Origin of the sequence: Nocardioides sp. YIM 152588, from assembly GCF_040191335.1 — a bacterium.
Taxonomy (GTDB): Bacteria; Actinomycetota; Actinomycetes; order Propionibacteriales; family Nocardioidaceae; genus Nocardioides.
Window position 1 is genome coordinate 114,383 of the sequence record NZ_JBEGDJ010000006.1, and the last position, 16,775, is coordinate 131,157.

General features: G+C 73.5%; 11 protein-coding genes and 1 pseudogene. 8 read left to right on the forward strand and 4 right to left on the reverse strand.

Annotated features, from left to right (window positions below):
• Nucleotides 1-53: 53 nt before the first annotated feature.
• The 5 genes from ABLM29_RS05470 to ABLM29_RS05490 all read left to right on the forward strand — a co-directional run bounded on the left by ABLM29_RS05470 (nucleotide 54) and on the right by ABLM29_RS05490 (nucleotide 7,801).
• Nucleotides 54-1,637: a substrate-binding domain-containing protein gene (locus ABLM29_RS05470; RefSeq protein WP_349712941.1), complete on the forward strand. Its 1,584-nt coding sequence runs from the start codon at nucleotides 54-56 to the stop codon at nucleotides 1,635-1,637.
• A gap of 92 nt (nucleotides 1,638-1,729) precedes the next feature.
• The gene (locus tag ABLM29_RS05475; protein ID WP_349712942.1) at nucleotides 1,730-2,653 is read left to right on the forward strand and encodes a phosphate ABC transporter ATP-binding protein; all 924 of its coding nucleotides are present in this window, start codon (nucleotides 1,730-1,732) and stop codon (nucleotides 2,651-2,653) included.
• A gap of 269 nt (nucleotides 2,654-2,922) precedes the next feature.
• Nucleotides 2,923-6,465: a transcription-repair coupling factor gene (gene mfd / locus ABLM29_RS05480; RefSeq protein WP_349712943.1), complete on the forward strand. Its 3,543-nt coding sequence runs from the start codon at nucleotides 2,923-2,925 to the stop codon at nucleotides 6,463-6,465.
• Between the two features lie 82 nt (nucleotides 6,466-6,547).
• The gene (locus ABLM29_RS05485; protein WP_349712945.1) at nucleotides 6,548-7,156 is read left to right on the forward strand and encodes a hypothetical protein; all 609 of its coding nucleotides are present in this window, start codon (nucleotides 6,548-6,550) and stop codon (nucleotides 7,154-7,156) included.
• 3 nt (nucleotides 7,157-7,159) lie between these two features.
• Nucleotides 7,160-7,801: a MazG nucleotide pyrophosphohydrolase domain-containing protein gene (locus ABLM29_RS05490; protein WP_349712946.1), complete on the forward strand. Its 642-nt coding sequence runs from the start codon at nucleotides 7,160-7,162 to the stop codon at nucleotides 7,799-7,801.
• 67 nt (nucleotides 7,802-7,868) lie between these two features.
• On the opposite strand, the gene ABLM29_RS05495 is transcribed toward ABLM29_RS05490, so the two are convergent.
• Nucleotides 7,869-10,379, reverse strand: coding sequence for a malectin domain-containing carbohydrate-binding protein (locus ABLM29_RS05495; protein ID WP_349712947.1), 2,511 nt, complete (start codon nucleotides 10,377-10,379; stop codon nucleotides 7,869-7,871).
• A gap of 178 nt (nucleotides 10,380-10,557) precedes the next feature.
• Between ABLM29_RS05495 and ABLM29_RS05500 the strand changes: the two genes are divergently transcribed.
• From ABLM29_RS05500 to ABLM29_RS05510, 3 genes are all read left to right on the forward strand, one after another.
• Entirely contained in the window at nucleotides 10,558-11,268 is a 711-nt protein-coding gene (locus ABLM29_RS05500; protein WP_349712948.1) for a DUF4386 domain-containing protein, read from the forward strand.
• Nucleotides 11,265-11,639, forward strand: a complete 375-nt coding sequence (locus ABLM29_RS05505; protein WP_349712949.1) for a 2TM domain-containing protein — start codon at nucleotides 11,265-11,267, stop codon at nucleotides 11,637-11,639. Before ABLM29_RS05500 ends, ABLM29_RS05505 begins: the two co-directional genes overlap by 4 nt.
• A 77-nt stretch (nucleotides 11,640-11,716) precedes the next feature.
• Complete coding sequence (locus tag ABLM29_RS05510) at nucleotides 11,717-12,496, forward strand: class I SAM-dependent methyltransferase (RefSeq protein WP_349712950.1); 780 nt, start codon at nucleotides 11,717-11,719, stop codon at nucleotides 12,494-12,496.
• Between the two features lie 144 nt (nucleotides 12,497-12,640).
• Here the strand turns inward: ABLM29_RS05510 and ABLM29_RS05515 are convergent, their stop codons facing one another.
• The 3 genes and pseudogenes from ABLM29_RS05515 to ABLM29_RS05525 form a co-directional block, all read right to left on the reverse strand.
• Nucleotides 12,641-15,238 carry a CARDB domain-containing protein gene (locus ABLM29_RS05515; RefSeq protein WP_349712951.1) on the reverse strand — a complete coding sequence of 866 codons (2,598 nt, stop codon included), beginning with the start codon at nucleotides 15,236-15,238 and terminating at the stop codon, nucleotides 12,641-12,643.
• Nucleotides 15,239-15,333: 95 nt separating this feature from the next.
• A complete protein-coding gene (locus tag ABLM29_RS05520) occupies nucleotides 15,334-16,632 on the reverse strand; it encodes a CHAT domain-containing protein (protein WP_349712956.1) in 1,299 nt (432 codons plus the stop codon).
• A 32-nt stretch (nucleotides 16,633-16,664) separates the two neighbouring features.
• Nucleotides 16,665-16,775: pseudogene (locus ABLM29_RS05525) on the reverse strand (o-succinylbenzoate synthase); the annotation flags it as partial.

The following is a 16,775-nucleotide window of genomic DNA, read 5'->3' on the forward strand; positions in this document are numbered from 1 at the left end:
GACCAGCTCCACCAACCCAACCAGTGATGAACCGAGAGAAGAAGAGGAAGTAGATGTCTGCACGCAAGACGTTCGGGGGGATCGTCGCCGGGACGTTGGCGACCGCGGCAGTGTTCGCGGGCGCCGCTCCGTCCTACGCCGTGTACACCGCCGACCCGGACGACGTCCTGCCGACCGGGAGCTCCGACCTGATCGGCGCCGGCTCGGACACCACCCAGCACGCCATGAAGCTGATCGCCGACGGCTGGAACGCGTCGCTGCCGGCCCCCGAGTTCGGGATCGCCAGCATCGCCGCCACCACCGGCGGCGGGGCGACCCCCGGCGACGGCAGCAGCACCGTCCCGTTCCTCGGCGGCGAGATCTCGCGGCCCAACGGGTCCACCGCCGGCAAGAGCCTGCTCTACGGCGCCAACGAGAACGCGGAGATCGACTTCGCGCGCTCCTCCTCGGGCCTCAAGGACGCCGAGAAGGACGCCGGGCTCCAGCTCCTCCCGTTCGCGGTGGACGCGCTGAAGATGGCCGTCTCCAACGAGGTCGCGTCCCACGCCCCGGCGTCGCTGACCATCGACGACCTGGTCAAGATCTACGACGGCACCTACACCAACTGGAGCCAGGTCGGCGGCACCGCCGGCACCATCGTCCCGATGCTGCCGCAGGACGGCTCTGGCACCCTGAGCTTCTTCACCGACCAGCTGAAGGCGGCCAACGGCGGCACGGCCGTCACGCTCGCGCCGTCGGTGGTCCGGGTGCAGGAGCACGACGACACCGAGATCAAGGGCAACGCCAACGCGATCGCCCCGTTCTCGGTGGGTCGCGCCGGGCTGCTCGACGACACCGTGGACCTGCTGGACGGCTTCTCGGCGCAGCGCGCCCTCTACAACGTCGTCCGCGCCGACGACCTCGAGGACGCCGACATCCAGACCGTCTTCGGTCCCGAGGGCTTCGTCTGCTCCGACCAGGGCGGGCTCCTGATCGCCGAGGCCGGCTTCCAGCAGCTGGCCAGCGAGGCCGACGGCGGCGAGTGCGGCGTCGCCACCCAGGCGTCGACGTCCAACTTCGCCACCAGCGGCGCCAAGTCCCCGATCGCCACCTCGGTCGCGCTCAAGGGCACCAGCAAGGCCGCCCGCAAGGCCGTGCTGAGCGCGGTGGTGTCGGGCTCGACCAAGCCCGACGGCACCGTCACCTTCCTCGAGGGTGACGACGTCGTCGCCGAGGACGTCCCGCTGATCGGCGGCACCGCGACCGCCAGCCTGACCGGCCTCGCGCCGGGCAAGCACACCTACACCGCGGTCTACGCCCCGGTCGTCGGGTCGCTCTTCCAGGCCTCCGAGGACGACGGCAAGGTCACGGTGAAGACCACGGCCGCGATCAGCGAGACCTTCCCGGCGAAGGTGGCCAAGGGCAAGAAGGCGAAGGGTGTCGTCGCCGTCGCCCTCAAGGGCGTCGCCGCGAAGGCGACCGGCAAGGTCACCGTGCTCAAGGGCGCCAAGAAGGTCGGTACCGCCAAGCTCGTCAAGGGCAAGGCCACGCTGACCCTCGCCAAGCTCGCGAAGGGCAAGAACAAGCTGACCATCACGTGGGGCGGCAACGCCGCGGGCGTGGCAGCGAAGAAGAAGTTCACGATCACCCAAAGGTGATCCCGCGGTAGCGACCGCAGGCGACCGGGTCGGCAGGGGCTCCCTGCCGGCCCGGTCCGCCACCACCCACCTGAGGACGAGTGAGAACCAGCATGACCAGCCAGTCCCCGGCGGCCGAGCCGACCGGCGCCGACCCCGTCACCACGCAGATCGACGCGGTCGCCGACACCACCGCCCCGCCGGCGCCGGCCGCCCCGCGGCTGCCCGCGCCCACGCCGTACGGCGAGCAGCGGCTGCCCGCGCTCGCCGAGCTCGAGGCGCGCGAGATCACCGCCTGGTTCGGCGACCGCAAGGTGCTGGACCGGGTCTCCCTGACCATGGGCGCCGGCCAGATCACCGCGTTGATCGGGCCCTCGGGGTGCGGCAAGTCGACGTTCCTGCGGATCCTCAACCGGATGCACGAGCTGGTGCCGTCCGCGCAGCTGGCCGGCGAGGTGCTGCTGGACGGGGAGGACATCTACCACCGGGAGAAGCGGCTGATCGACGCCCGGCGCGCGATCGGCATGGTCTTCCAGAAGCCGAACCCGTTCCCGGCGATGTCGATCCGGGAGAACGTGCTCGCGGGCCTCAAGGTCACCGGCACCCGGATGCGCCGCTCGGACAAGGACGACCTGGTGGAGTCCTGCCTGATCAAGGGCGGGCTGTGGAACGAGGTCAAGGACCGGCTCGACGCCCCCGGAGCGGGCCTCTCCGGCGGCCAGCAGCAGCGCCTGTGCATCGCCCGCTCGCTCGCCGTGCGGCCGCGGGTGCTGCTGATGGACGAGCCGTGCTCGGCGCTCGACCCGACCTCGACCCGGGTGATCGAGGAGACGATGGTCGAGCTCGCGCAGGAGGTGACGATCGTGATCGTCACCCACAACATGCAGCAGGCGGCGCGCGTCTCCGACCAGTGCGCGTTCTTCCTCGCGGCCCAGGGCACGCCGGGGGTGATCGTGGAGCACGGCGACACCCGGGACATGTTCGAGCGGCCGCAGGACAGCCGGACCCACGACTACGTGAACGGCCGCTTCGGCTGAGCCCGAGGCCTCCGGTGGTTGAGGTGCGAGCGAAGCGAGCCTCGAAACCTCCGCCCGCCCCGTGCCTCGGTTTCGAGGCTCGGCCGCGGGCGGCCTCGCACCTCAACCAGCGGCTACCGCCGACTCGGCGCTGGGGGCGCCTCCACATAGGCTGGGTCCGACCCACCCCGGCGCCCGACGGACACCCCCGTCGCGGCTGTTCCGGGGCGATCGTCGTGTCCGCCCGACCCCGCCCGTACCCCAGGCCCAGCACCACCAGGAGCGCCCCGATGAGCCTCGCCGGTCTCGCCGACGCAGTCCTCGCCGACCCCCTGCTCGCCGGCCCCCTGGCCGAGGCGGCGGACGGCCGGCTGCCGACCCAGGACCTGACCGGCCCGGAGCCGGTCCGCCCGTTCCTGGTCACCGGGCTGGTGCGCACCGGGCGCCCGGTGCTCGCGGTCACCGCGACCACCCGGGAGGCCGAGCAGCTGGTCGCCGAGCTCGGCGACCTGATGGACCCCGAGACGGTCGCCTACTACCCGAGCTGGGAGACCCTGCCGCACGAGCGGCTCAGCCCGCGCAGCGACACCGTCGGCCGCCGGCTCGCGGTGCTGCGGCGGCTGTGCCACCCCGGCACGGGTGCCGGCACCGGCCCCGTCTCGGTGGTCGTGGCGCCGGTCCGCTCGATCCTCCAGCCGCAGGTCAAGGGGCTCGGCGACCTGACCCCGGTGGAGCTCGCGGTCGGCGAGCCCGCGGTCCTGGAGGAGGTCGTCGCCGGCCTGGTCGACGCCGCCTACAGCCGGGTCGACATGGTCGAGAAGCGCGGCGAGTTCGCCGTCCGCGGCGGCATCGTCGACGTCTTCCCGCCCACCGAGGAGCACCCGGTGCGGGTGGAGTTCTGGGGCGACGACGTCGAGGAGATCCGCTCCTTCGCCGTCGCCGACCAGCGCACCATCGACTCCCTGGAGCGGCTCTGGGCGCCGCCGTGCCGCGAGCTGCTGCTCACCGAGGAGGTCCGCGCCCGCGCCGCCGCGCTCGGCCGGGCGCACCCCGAGCTGCTGGAGATCACCGACAAGCTCGCCCAGGGCATCGCCGTCGAGGGCATGGAGGCGCTGATCCCGGCCCTCGTCGACGACCTGGAGCTGCTGGTCGACCTGATGCCCCGGGGCACCCAGGTGGTCGTCCTCGACCCCGAGCGGGCCCGCGCCCGCGCCCACGACCTGGTGGCCACCTCCGAGGAGTTCCTCGGCGCCTCGTGGGCGGCGGCCGCCGGGGGCGGGTCCGCGCCGATCGACCTGCAGGCGGCGTCGTACCACGAGCTGGGCGACGTGCGGGTGCACGCGCTCGACCGGGGCCACTCCTGGTGGACGTTCAGCCCGTTCGGCCTGGACCTCGACGCCGAGCAGCCGCAGGACGCGCAGGCGCGGGTCACCGCGGCGCCGACGTACCGCGGCGATGTGGAGCGGGCCTTCGCCGACCTCACCGGCTGGCGCGCCGGCGGCCGCCCGGTCGTCGTGGTGCACCCCGGCCACGGCCCCGCCCAGCGGATGGTGGAGGCGCTCGGCGAGCGCGACGTACCCGCCCGGCTGGTGGAGGACCTGCCCGCCGGCGAGCCGCTCGACCCGGCCGTGGTGACGGTCGCCCGCGGCGGCCTCGGTCACGGCCTGGTGCTGGAGCCCAGCGAGGCGACCCCCGGCCTGGTGGTGCTGACCGGCGAGGACATCGTCGGGCAGAAGGCGTCCACCCGGGACATGCGCGCGATGCCGACGCGGCGCAAGAAGCAGATCGACCCGCTGGAGCTGCGCGCCGGCGACTACGTGGTCCACGAGCAGCACGGCGTCGGCCGGTTCGTGGAGATGAAGCAGCGGGTCGTGCACGGCGCCACCCGCGACTACCTCGTCCTCGAGTACGGCGCCAGCAAGCGCGGCGCGCCGCCGGACCGCCTCTACGTGCCCGCCGACGCCCTGGACCAGGTGACCCGGTACGTCGGCGGCGAGCAGCCCAGCCTGGACCGGCTCGGCGGCGCGGACTGGACGAAGCGGAAGAACCGGGCGCGCAAGGCGGTCAAGGAGATCGCCGCCGAGCTGATCAAGCTCTACGCCGCCCGGCAGGCCACCCAGGGCCACGCCTTCGGCCCGGACAGCCCGTGGCAGCGCGAGCTGGAGGACGCGTTCCCGTTCCACGAGACGCCCGACCAGCTGACCACCGTCGACGAGGTCAAGCGCGACATGGAGCGCACCGTCCCGATGGACCGGCTGATCTGCGGCGACGTGGGCTACGGCAAGACCGAGATCGCGGTCCGCGCGGCGTTCAAGGCGGTCCAGGACGGCAAGCAGGTGGCGGTGCTGGTGCCGACCACGCTGCTGGTCACCCAGCACCTGTCCACCTTCGCCGAGCGGATGAGCGGCTTCCCGGTCGTGCTCAAGGGCCTCTCCCGGTTCCAGACCGACAAGGAGGCCGCCGAGGTGATGGAGGGGATCGCCGACGGCACGGTCGACGTCGTGGTCGGCACGCACCGGCTCTTCAACGCCGACGTGAAGTTCAAGGACCTCGGACTGATCATCGTCGACGAGGAGCAGCGGTTCGGCGTCGAGCACAAGGAGCAGATGAAGCGGCTGCGGACCTCGGTCGACGTGCTCTCCATGAGCGCGACGCCGATCCCGCGGACCCTGGAGATGGCGATCACCGGCATCCGCGAGATGTCCACGATCACCACCCCGCCCGAGGAGCGGCACCCGGTGCTGACCTACGTGGGCGGCTACGAGGACCGGCAGGTGGTCGCCGCGGTCCGGCGCGAGCTGCTCCGCGACGGCCAGGTCTTCTACATCCACAACCGGGTCAACTCGATCGAGAAGGCCGCCGCGAAGCTGCGCGAGCTGGTGCCCGAGGCCCGCGTGGCGACGGCGCACGGCCAGATGGGGGAGAAGCAGCTCGAGCAGGTGATGCTCGACTTCTGGGAGAAGCGTTTCGACGTCCTGGTCTGCACCACGCTGGTCGAGTCCGGCCTGGACGTCTCGAACGCGAACACGATGATCATCGAGCGCTCCGACACCCTCGGCCTCTCCCAGCTGCACCAGCTGCGTGGCCGGGTCGGCCGGAGCCGGGAGCGGGCCTACGCCTACTTCCTCTACCCGACCGAGAAGCCGCTGACCGAGACCGCGCACGAGCGGCTGGCCACCCTGGCCCAGCACTCCGACCTGGGCGGCGGCATGGCGATCGCGATGAAGGACCTCGAGATCCGCGGCGCCGGCAACCTGCTCGGCGGCGAGCAGTCCGGCCACATCGCCGACGTCGGCTTCGACCTCTACGTGCGGCTGGTCGGCGAGGCGGTGCGCGACTTCCGCGACGACAAGGTGGAGCACCTGGAGGAGGTGCGGATCGAGCTGCCCGTGGAGGCGCACCTGCCGCACGACTACATCCCCAGCGAGCGGCTGCGGCTGGAGATGTACAAGCGGCTGGCCGAGGTCCGCTCGGACGCCGACGTGGACGAGATCAACGCCGAGCTCACCGACCGGTACGGCGAGCCGCCCGAGGCCGCCGTCGCGCTGCAGCTGGTGGCGCGGTTCCGGGCGCGGGCGCGGGCCGCCGGCCTCACCGAGATCACCACGGTCGGCAAGAACATCCGGTTCGCGCCGGTCGTGCTGCCGGACTCGCGGACGGTGCGGCTGCAGCGGCTCTACCCGAAGTCGATCGTCAAGCACCAGCTCGAGTCGGTGCTGGTGCCCCGGCCCGGCATCCCCGGCAAGACCGGCACCCCGATCGAGGGCGTGGCGGTGCTGGAGTGGGCTCGGCAGGTGATCGACGCGGTGATCGACCCGCCGTCCCAGGGGTGATCCCGCCCCGCCGTCCCGGGAGATCTGCCCGCAGGTGGGCCGGGCCTGCTTGAATGGCGGCGTGCGTCACACTCGCAGCCTCGTGTCCGCCACCGCCCTGACCGCCGCCGTCGCGCTCGGCGCCGCCGGGTGCGGCCTCAGCGACGACGCCCCGCGGCCCGGGGTGGCCGCGGAGGTGGACGGAACCGTGATCGGCGTCGACGACCTCACCACCCTCGTGGACGCGGTCTGCCTCAGCACCAAGGCGGGCGAGGGCACGGCGACCTCGCGCGGCGCGGCGGAGCGCGGCCTGCTCCAGCAGTGGATCGGCGCCGAGGTGGTCGCCGCCTACGCGGAGGAGTACGGGATCGACGTCGAGGCGCCCAGCAGCCGCACCTCCTCGATCCCGGGTTGGGACGAGATGAGCGACAGCGAGCAGAGCGCGGTCGAGGACTACCTCGACGCGGTCGGCCGGGCCCAGGCCGTCATGGACGCCGCCGGCGAGGAGGACGTGCCCGACCCGGACCGGTACGACGTGGTGATCAACCCCCGCTTCGAGATCGCCATCGAGGACGGGCAGTTCGTCGACGCGGCCGGCCAGCTCTCGGTGCCGGTGAGCGACACGGCCCTCGACGCGGCCAGCAGCGGTGAGCTGACGGCCGACCAGATCGCCGCCCTCCCCGACAGCCAGCTCTGCGGCCCCCGGCCCTAGGACGTGCCTCCCGAGCCCGACGCCGAGGAGCGCCCCGACGGCGCCGATCACGCCGATGACGCGGTCGCCGAGTTCGTCGCGGTGATGCGCCGGCTGCGCGCCGAGTGCCCGTGGAAGCAGGAGCAGACCCACCGCTCGCTGCAGCGCTACCTGGTCGAGGAGACCTACGAGACGCTCGAGGCCATCGACGTCGGCGCGGCCAGCGGGGAGTGGGCCCACCTGCGCGAGGAGCTCGGCGACCTGCTGCTGCAGGTGGTCTTCCACGCGGTGATCGCGGAGGAGGGCGGCGCCTTCGACCTCGAGGAGGTGGCCCGCGGGATCACCGCGAAGATGGTGCGCCGCAACCCGCACGTCTTCGGCGCCGCGGAGGCCGAGCTGGACGCGGACGCCGTCAACGACCTGTGGCAGCAGGCGAAGGCCGCGGAGAAGGGCGGCTCGGGGCCCGGCCCGCTGCCGCCCGACCTGCCCGCCCTCCTGTACGCCGACAAGACGCTGGACCGCCGCGAGCGGGCCGGGCTGCGGGTCGACGTCGACGCCGGGTCGCCCGAGCTGGGCGACCGCCTGCTGGCGCTGGTGGCCGAGGCCCGGGGCGCGGGGGTCGACCCGGAGCAGGCGCTCCGCGACGCCGTACGGCGCCTGGGCTGAGCCGCGAGTCGGCAGAAACTTCCTGCCGACTCGCGGTCCGGGCCCGTCAGTTTCTGCCGACTCGCGCTCAGCCCTCGCCGGCGAACAGCGCCCGGAACCGCCAGGTGCCGTCGCCGCTGACGACCGTGGCCGGGCCGGTGACCCGCCCGCCGCTGAACGGCACCGAGCGGAGGCTGCCGTCGCTGGACCCGTAGAGGATCCGCCCGCCGGCGAGCGTGAGCCCGGCGGCGGAGCTGAAGCTGACCCCGCCTGCGTCCGCGGTGAACGTCTGCGCGCCGACGTACTCGGTGGCCGCGGTGTCGTCGGGGTTCGGGGTGTCCGCGCCGCGCGGCATGAAGTACCGGTAGTACAGGCGGCTGTCGCCGGAGACCGTGTAGTAGATCCGGAACGTCTCCGGGTCGAAGAACATGCCGGTCATCGACGAGATCGCGAAGGGGATCCGGTTGCCGTTGTCCGGGTCGTCGTGCAGGTCGACCTGGGTGGCCGGGCCGAGCGCGCCGGTGGCCGCGTCGAAGGAACGGCGGTAGAGGTTGTTGTCCGTCCGGCCGTAGTAGAGGTCGCCGTTGAGCAGGAACCCGCCGCGGACCCCGGACCAGTCCTCGACGTCGTCGACGGTGGCCGCGGGGCCGGTGGGGGCGCCGGTGGCGTCGACCGGCCGCCGCTGCAGCTCGGCGCCGGCGGCGCCGGCCTGCGAGGAGTCGAGGATCTCGATCGCGTCGATGAACGCGCTACCCACCACGCCGTCCAGGTCGATGTCGACCTGGCCGTCGCTGACCGTCGAGTACGACGCCATCACGGCGACCCGGTGGCCGCCGGCGGCCTCGACCACGTCGAAGTCGTCCAGCACGAGGGCGCCGTCGACGGTCACGTCGAACTTCCGGTCGCCGACCGAGGAGCTGCTGGAGCTCTGGTTGGCGAAGTAGAGGCGGACCGTGATCGGGGTGCCGGACGGGATGTTCAGGTTCCAGTCCTGGTCGCCGTAGCGCTCCCGTTGGAAGACCGCGGTCGGCGTGCTCGACGGCACGCCGCTCATGTCCACGGAGCTGCTGTAGAAGCCGCTGAGCCCGCCGCTGACCAGCCCGAAGTGGCCCGACCAGGAAGGTCCGCCGTCGGTGGACGAGGTGGTGCCGAACGCATCGCCGGCGTTGATCCGGGCGAGCACATTGGTCGGGGCCTCGGCGTAGGTGGCGCCGAACAGGTCGTTGGGCAGGGTCGCGGTGGTCACCGACGGGGAGGTGGCGCCGCCGGCCAGCGGCAGGAAGGCGATCCTGCCGCGGCGCTGGTTGTTGAACAGGGTGGTGTCGCTGCCGACCCAGAGGCCGTCGGCGGTGGCGTACAGCGCCTGCGCGCCGACCCCGCGGTCGCGGCCGGGGTTCCAGGCGAACGGCATGCCGTTGACCGGGTGCAGCGCGGCGATGCCCTCGCGCGGGATGGCGCCGGGGCCGGCCTGGTCGCCCTGGAAGGGGTTGTTCTCCCAGCGCATGTGGCCACCGACGTACACGGCGGAGCCGGTGACGGCCACGCCGTAGGTGGTGTCGCCGCCGGTGTAGGTCACCCAGGTCGGGTCGTTGCCGGTCTGGCCGGTCTCCCAGCGGCTGACCGTGTCGCAGAGGGTGTTGTTGTTGGCCCCGCCGGCGAACGCGCCGGTGGTGGAGACCACGAAGTAGGAGCCGTCGGGGGAGAAGTCGAGGTCCCGGGTGAAGGTGTCGAACGCCTGCGCGCAGACGCTGTGGGAGCGGTCGAACCGGTTGGTGAAGAAGGGGGCGAGGGTGGCGGTGGCGCCGCTGAGGTCGATCACGGCCACCTGGCTGCGGGTCTGGCCGGCGACGGCGCCGAAGTTGCCGATCACGGCCAGGCGGGTGCCGTCGGGGCTGACGTCGAAGCGCTTGACGTTGGTCTTGCCGGGGTTGCTGCCGCTGGGGTTGTAGACGCCGGTGAAGGGGAGGTCGAACGAGGTGAGCGGGGTGCCGCGGACCGGGTCGAGCTCGGCGAGGTGGCCGATCTCGTAGACCACCTTGCGCGACTTGAGGGTGGGGAAGCCGCCGCCGACGAAGAGCCGGCCGTCGTGGTAGCCGACCTCGTTGACCACGGACTTCGGGGTCACCTTGAACTGGGCCATCGCGGAGCCCGAGGGGTTGAGCTTGACCACCCGCTTGTACTTCTTCTCGCCGCCGACCATGCCGAAGGAGCCGCCGACGAAGACGTTGGTGCCGTCGGTGGCCAGCGAGTTGCCGGTGCCGTTGCCGAGGTTCGGGTCGTAGTCCGGGTCGATGACGCCGGTCGCCGCGTCGAAGGCGAAGATGCCGTTGCGGACCAGGTCGTCGGAGGTGTCGGCGTAGGTGCCCGACGGGCTGACCGAGGTGAAGGTCCCGGTGGCGATGATCCGGCTGCCGACCTGGATGATCGCCTGGACCGAGCCGTCCATGACGTGCGGGGTGCCGAGCTGCGGCATCTCTGCCACCAGCCCGTCCCCGTGGTCGGCGTTGAACGCCTGGCCCGGCGTGGCCGCGAGGCCGACCAGCGCCAGAGCGGCGGTGATACCCGTCGCGACGGCGCGACGTGACGAACGTACGTGCATGATGCCCCCATCACATTCCGGTCCCTGTCCCCGGACCCCGATAACGGGCTGACGCTACGTCGCGGACATCCGGCGTCACATCCTCGTTACTGGGGAAAGACGCCTAGACATCTCCTGTCCCGCCGTCCCGGGACCAACGCCCCTAGGGCGTCCGGCGGGGCGGGCGTGGAGTGGAGGTGTGAGCGATCGCGCGACCGCCGGCCTCGCTGGCGCCCTCTTCCTGATCGGCACCGTCGCCGGTCTGGTGGGGCTTCCCCTGCAGGAGTCGGTGGTCGGCGACGACTGGCTGCGGGGGGCCGCGGCGCACCCGGACCGGCTGGCCACCGGCGTGCTCCTCGAGCTCGTCCTCGGCGTCGCCGTCGTCGGCATCGCCGTGGTGCTCTACCCGGTCCTGCGGCGGCGCACGGAGCGCCTCGCGGTCGGCTACCTGGTGGCCCGGGCCCTGGAGGGCGCGGTCTACATCGGGGGCGCGACCGCGGTGCTCACGCTGACCACCGTCAGCGAGGAGCACGCGACGACGGGCTCCGAGGCGTTCGCGGCGGTCGGGGAGTCGCTGCTCGCCGGGCGCGACTGGGCCGGGCACTCCGTGCTCGACGTCGCGGTCTTCCCGGTGGGCGCGATCCTGCTCAACGCCGCCCTGATGGCGGGGCGGCTGGTCCCGCGCTGGCTGGCGGTCTGGGGTCTGGCCGGCGCGGCGGCGTACCTGGTCTCCGGGGTGCTCGTGACCTACGGGTTGGAGCCGCTCTCGGCCCCGCAGGTGCTGCTCGAGGCGCCGCTCGGCCTCCAGGAGGTCGCGCTGGCGCTGTGGTTGATCGTGAAGGGCTTCTTGCCGGCCGTGCGGCCGGTGGAGCCCGCGACGGAATCGATGATGGCGGAGGTGGAACGATGAGCAGGCGAGACGACGACATGGCCGCGGCCGAGAAGCGGGCGCGGGCGCTGACCGACCTGCAGTGGCACGTCGGGGCGTACGTGATCCTGAACGTCTTCTTCTGGATCCTCGACCTCGCGGTCGGGCAGAGCGGCCTGCAGTGGGCGTTCTGGGTGACGCTCTTCTGGGGGCTGGGGCTGGCCTTCCACGTGCTCAGCTACATGGTCGAGGGGCGCCAGGTCGAGCGCCGGGCGGCCCGTCGCTACGAGCGCGATGAGCGCGACGAGCGTGAGGAGCGCGACGAGCGCCACGAGCGCCACGGGCGCCACGAGCGCGAAGGGCACTACGAGCGCTACGAGCGCGACGGCAGCGAGGAGCGGAGCGAGCGGTGAGAACCGAGCGGTGAGAACACGGGGGTGCGCCCGCTCGGCGCACCCCGTGCGCCGGCCGTCGGGGTTACCGTGGCCCCATGGGCGCCGACCCCTGGCTCGCCGGTGACCGCTACGAGCCCTACGTGGGCCGGTGGAGCCGGCTGGTCGCGCCACGGTTCCTGGCCTGGCTCGCCGCGCCCGCGGGCCTGCGCTGGATCGACGTCGGCTGCGGCACGGGCGCGCTGACGGCGGCCGTCGCGGAGCACACCGAGCCCGCCTCGGTGCTGGGTGTCGACCCGTCGCCGGGGTTCGTGACCTGGGCGGCCGAGCACCACGCGGCGCCGGGCGTCGCCTACCGGGTCGGGTACGCCGACGGGCTGGAGCCGGGCGGCGCCGACGTCGTCGTCTCCGGGCTGGTGCTCAACTTCCTGCCCGACCCCGACGCCGCGCTGGCCGCGATGGCGGCCGCGGCGCCGGGCGGCACGGTGGCGGCGTACGTGTGGGACTACGCCGGCGGGATGGAGCTGCTGCGGCTGTTCTGGGACGCCGCCGTCGCGGCCGACCCGACGGCGGCACCGCTGCACGAGGCGCGCCGCTTCCCCGGCTGGGGTGCCGAGGACCTCGCGGCCCGGTGGCGTGCCGCGGGCCTGGCCGAGGTCGAGACCACGGAGGTCGACGTCGAGGCGACCTACCCCGGGCCGCTGGCGGTGTGGGTGCCGTTCCTGGGCGGCACCGGCCCGGCGCCGGGCTACGTGGCGTCCCTGGCCGACCCGCAGCGGGACGCGCTGCGCGACCGGTTCCTCGCCGGCCTGCCGGTCGGTGCGGACGGCCGGGTCCGGCTGACCGCACGGGCCCATGCGGTGCGCGGCCGGGCCTGAGGCCGGGCGGCCGCGGGGCCGCAGCGCGACGGGCCCGCCGCCACCCTCGGGGGGTGACGGCGGGCCCTCCTGCTGGCCTCCCCACAGGCCCGGGCCCGTCCCCGTCGGGGCCCGCTCCTGCCGCGGCACCTGGTGGGTCGGTGCTCAGCGGCTGAAGATCTCGCTGGTCGCGGTCGAGTAGTCGTGGGCCGGCAGGTAGTCGACCCACACCCGGCGCCAGTCGCCGCGCAGCTTCACCGCGAACGAGCCCTCCTGGTCGACCTCCCCGTCGAGGTACCGGTACCGCTCCGGCCTGCCCTCCCCGCTCGGGTCGAGGGTGACGATCACGCTCCCGCCGGTGACCGGCATCCCGTCGTCGGTGGTGATCAGGCGGCCGAAGACGGTCTCGTCCTGGGCGTCGACCTCCTCGAAGATCACCTGCCGGCCGACCTGCACCTCGGCCATCGCGCCGCCCAGCAGGCCGAGCGAGTGCCGCTCCGGGTCCTTCGGGTGCAGCGCCCAGGCCGAGAGCCCGACCCGGTTCGGGACCCGGGTCAGCTTCATGACCTCGTCCCAGTTCAGGTCGTCGAGGTCCGGCGGCAGGTCGTCCTCGCCGCGGACCGGCGCCCACTCGAACATCACCTTGACCTTCTTGGTCTGCTTGGCCTTCAGGCGCAGCCAGCGGTGGTCGACCAGGACCCGGTAGGTCCGGTTCGTCTGGCCGGCGTTGAGGTAGACGTAGGTCGGCTCGTCGTACGGGTTGCTGACCTCGACCGTGGTCGACTCCCGGGTCGACGGCGACGCGGTGGACGGGATGAACCGGTCGTAGTTGGTCTGGGCCATGTTGTTGAGCTCGGTCAGCTCGACGATCCCGGTGCCGGCGTCCTGGAAGAGCGGGATCCGGGCGATCACGCAGTAGTGGCCGCTGGCCGGGGCGACCCAGGTCGCGTTGAACTCGACCGTCCCGCCCGGCGGGATGGACCGGGTGTCGCTGCCCAGGAACGTCTCAGGGGCGTTGGAGACCGTGTAGTTCTTGACGTAGAAGTTGACCACCACGTCGTTGGCCGCGACGTTGCCGCCGTTGCGGACGGTGGCGACCAGCGTGTTGGCATGGCCGGCCCAGGGGACGTTGGCCCACTCCGGGCGGGTGGCGCTGCGGGCGTTGCGGACCTCGAGGTCCGGGCTCTGCCAGGGCCGCGACGGCGAGGCCGGCCAGGGGCGGATCGACGGGTCGGGGCGGCCGTTGGCGCCGTACCGGACCCGGACGTCGGCGCTGGTGCCGTTGGTGGCGCTGACGTCGACCCGGAACTCCTGGGGGAAGCCCGGCGTCGTGTAGTCGGTGTCGATGTACTTGCTCCCGTTGGTCAGCACCGCACCGTCGTCGTTGGCGTGCTTGGGCAGCAGCAGGACCTGGGGGCGGGGGATCGGGGCGGTGCTGGGGTCGGTGGCCACGTCCGTGCCGAGCACGCGGGAGTCGGCCGGCAGGCTCTGGTCGCCGATCTGGGGCGCCTGCTCCTTGCGGTACTCGAAGTAGTAGTTGGAGCCGTCGGAGATGCGCACCTCGATCGCCTTCGACTGGCCCGCGGGTGGCGCGCCGAGCTCGAGCGGGTGCAGCCGGACCGTCTGGTCGACCGGGCCGCCCGACGCGCTGAAGTTGAGGGTGCGGATCCACTCGGGGCGCACCCACCCGAGCCGCATCTTCTGCGACACCGACATGTGCGGGTGCGGGTCGTCGGCGTCCATCAGCTCCCAGGCCCCGGGGTTGCGGCCCGCGACCGCGGGCGTGTACTGGTCCCACAGCCCGAGGTTGTGGCCCAGCTCGTGGGAGGCGGTCTCGAAGATCTCCCGGTCGTTGCCGGGCTGCTGGCCCCAGTCGGCGACCATCGAGATGAAGCCGAGGCTGAGCGCGCCGTCGCCGGTCGTGTACGGGCCCCACTTGCCGATCGAGGCGAAGGGCCAGGCCGCGCGCTCCGGCTGGGTCGCGGTCGCGGGCACCCGGGGCGACACCATGATCACCGTGTCGAAGTCGCGGAAGTCGACGTCGGCGTCGGCCGCGGCGATGGTGGCGTCGACCAGCGTGCCCTTGAAGCTGCTGTCGTCGGTGTCGAAGTAGGACCCCCAGGCGCCGCTGAGGTTGTACGGCCCGAACGGCGTGACCGAGAGGGTCAGGTTGCCGTAGGAGGCCTCCTCGTAGAACGTGCGGACGCTGCGGACCTTGCCGTGGTCGAGGACCCCGTTGGTCAGCTCGTCCATCCACAGGTCGCGCAGCGCGTCGCGGTCGGCCTGCGCGGTGGAGTACCGCGCGGAGGAGGTGTCGACGAAGACCAGCGCGATCCGCCAGGTGCCCGACACCGGGGTGGTGCGGGTGTTCTGGGGGCCCTCCGGCCCGCCGCCCCAGGCGCCGCCGATCGGGTGGGAGATGTCCTGGTCCGAGGAGAACCAGAAGCCGGGGCCCTTGGTCCGCTTGCGCCCCCACCGGTCGGAGAGGACCACGGTGGTGGCGCCGAGGACGTCGCCGGTGGCCCGGTGGATCGCGACCAGCTCGTGCTTCCCGACCTCGTGGCCGGCCAGCAGCATGATCTTCGGGTTCTGCGGGTCGTGCTTGCGCCCGCGGGCGACCGAGACGATGCCGGCGCCGGGCGAGCTGAGCTCGTAGCGAAGGTCGTCGGCGGTGAGGCCGGTGCCCGGGTCGATCGCGACCTTGACCGGCAGGTAGGAGCCGACGAAGGTACGCCGGCGGGTGGGGGTGAGCTCGACGTCCATGACGTGCCTCCGGGCTGCGGTGTGAGGGTGGGTGCAGGGAGGACCGGCCGGCGGCGCGCCTGATACGCGTCCGGCCGGTCGAGCCTGTCGGGACCTCAGACCCCCAGCGCCGCGAACGCCGCCGCCGTCGCCAGCGCGGTGCGGTCGTCGCCCGCCGCCTCGCGGGCCCGGAGCAGCACCTCGTCCGGGGCCGCGCCGGCGCCCAGCCCGGCGTGCAGCCCGACCATCAGGTCCACGGTCGCCGCGTCGTTGACCTCGGCCACGCTGGCCACGATCCCCGCGGTCCCCAGCGACAGCAGCGAGGCGACCAGCCCGAGCAGAGCGTGCTCGCCCACCGGCACCATCACGCCGGAGTCGCAGGCCGACAGCACCAGCCGGTACGGCGGCGCGTGCAGCAGCTCGAGGTCGTGCACGGTCAGCGGGCCGTCGTCGAGAGCGAGGGAGGAGAACATCGGGCTGTCCGGGCGGAAGCGGCCGTGCGCCGCCACGTGCGCCAGCGTGGCGCCGTCGAGCGCCTCCAGGGTGGCCGGGGCCGTCGCCGCGCCGTCGCGCAGCAGCGTCCAGTGCGGGTGGTCGGCGGCGAGCACGTCGACCTCGGCGCCGCCGGTGCCCAGGCCGGGGCCGGCCACCAGCACCGTGCGGTCGCCCTCGGGGCGCCGGCGGTCCCGCGCGCGCAGCCACATCGCGGCCGACGGCACCACGCTCACCGGGCGCGGGGCGAGCACGGGCAGCAGGCCCCACGGGGCGGTGTGCAGCCGGGCCGGCGCGGAGATCACCACCCGCGCGCTCGGCGGCGCGGCGGCCAGCGCGGGCGCGGCCGCGCCGAGCAGCGCCCCCTGCAGGCGCTCGCCGATGCCGCCGAGGTCGGCCGGGCGGCCACGGGCCACCTGGCGGAGCAGGAACCGCGCGGCGGTCAGCGCCTCGACGGCCTCGGCGAGCGTTCCGCCGGCGTGGCGTCGTACCCGGCCGCGGGTGACGGTGAGCAGGTGGAGGTGCCCGTCGACCTCGACGATCTCGACGAGGACGTCGCCGTCGACGGCGTCGACCAGGCGTGGCACGTCCAGGCGGGCGGTGGCGCCGGCCGTCCCCGGCAGCCGGTGGAGGCGGTGCCGGATCGCGGTCTCCAGCGCCGCGCGGCCGCCCCGCCCGCCGCGGGTGCCCTGGTTGCCGATCAGGGGGGCCTGCCGGCGCAGCTCGGCGAGTTGCTCGGCCAGGCGCGCCTCGGCCGGGGGCCGGGTCGGCGGCTGGGTGAGGTCGGCGGCCCGCCACCGCTCGGTCCACTCGAGCAGCCGCCGCGGGCCGCCGGCGGCGAGGGCGTGGCGCAGCGCGAGGTGTGCGAGGTCGTCGCCGTGGCGGGTGGCCAGCGCCCGCAGTTCCGAGCTGCCCAGCGTCATCCGGTGGTCGTCGAGCGCCGTCAGCCCGCTCGCGCAGGCGTGCGGCAGCTCCGGCAGCGCGGCGGCCAGCGCCACCCCGGCCGCGATCCCGACCGAGGTCTCCAGCGCCGAGGAGACCACCACCGGCAGCCCGATGCGCTCGG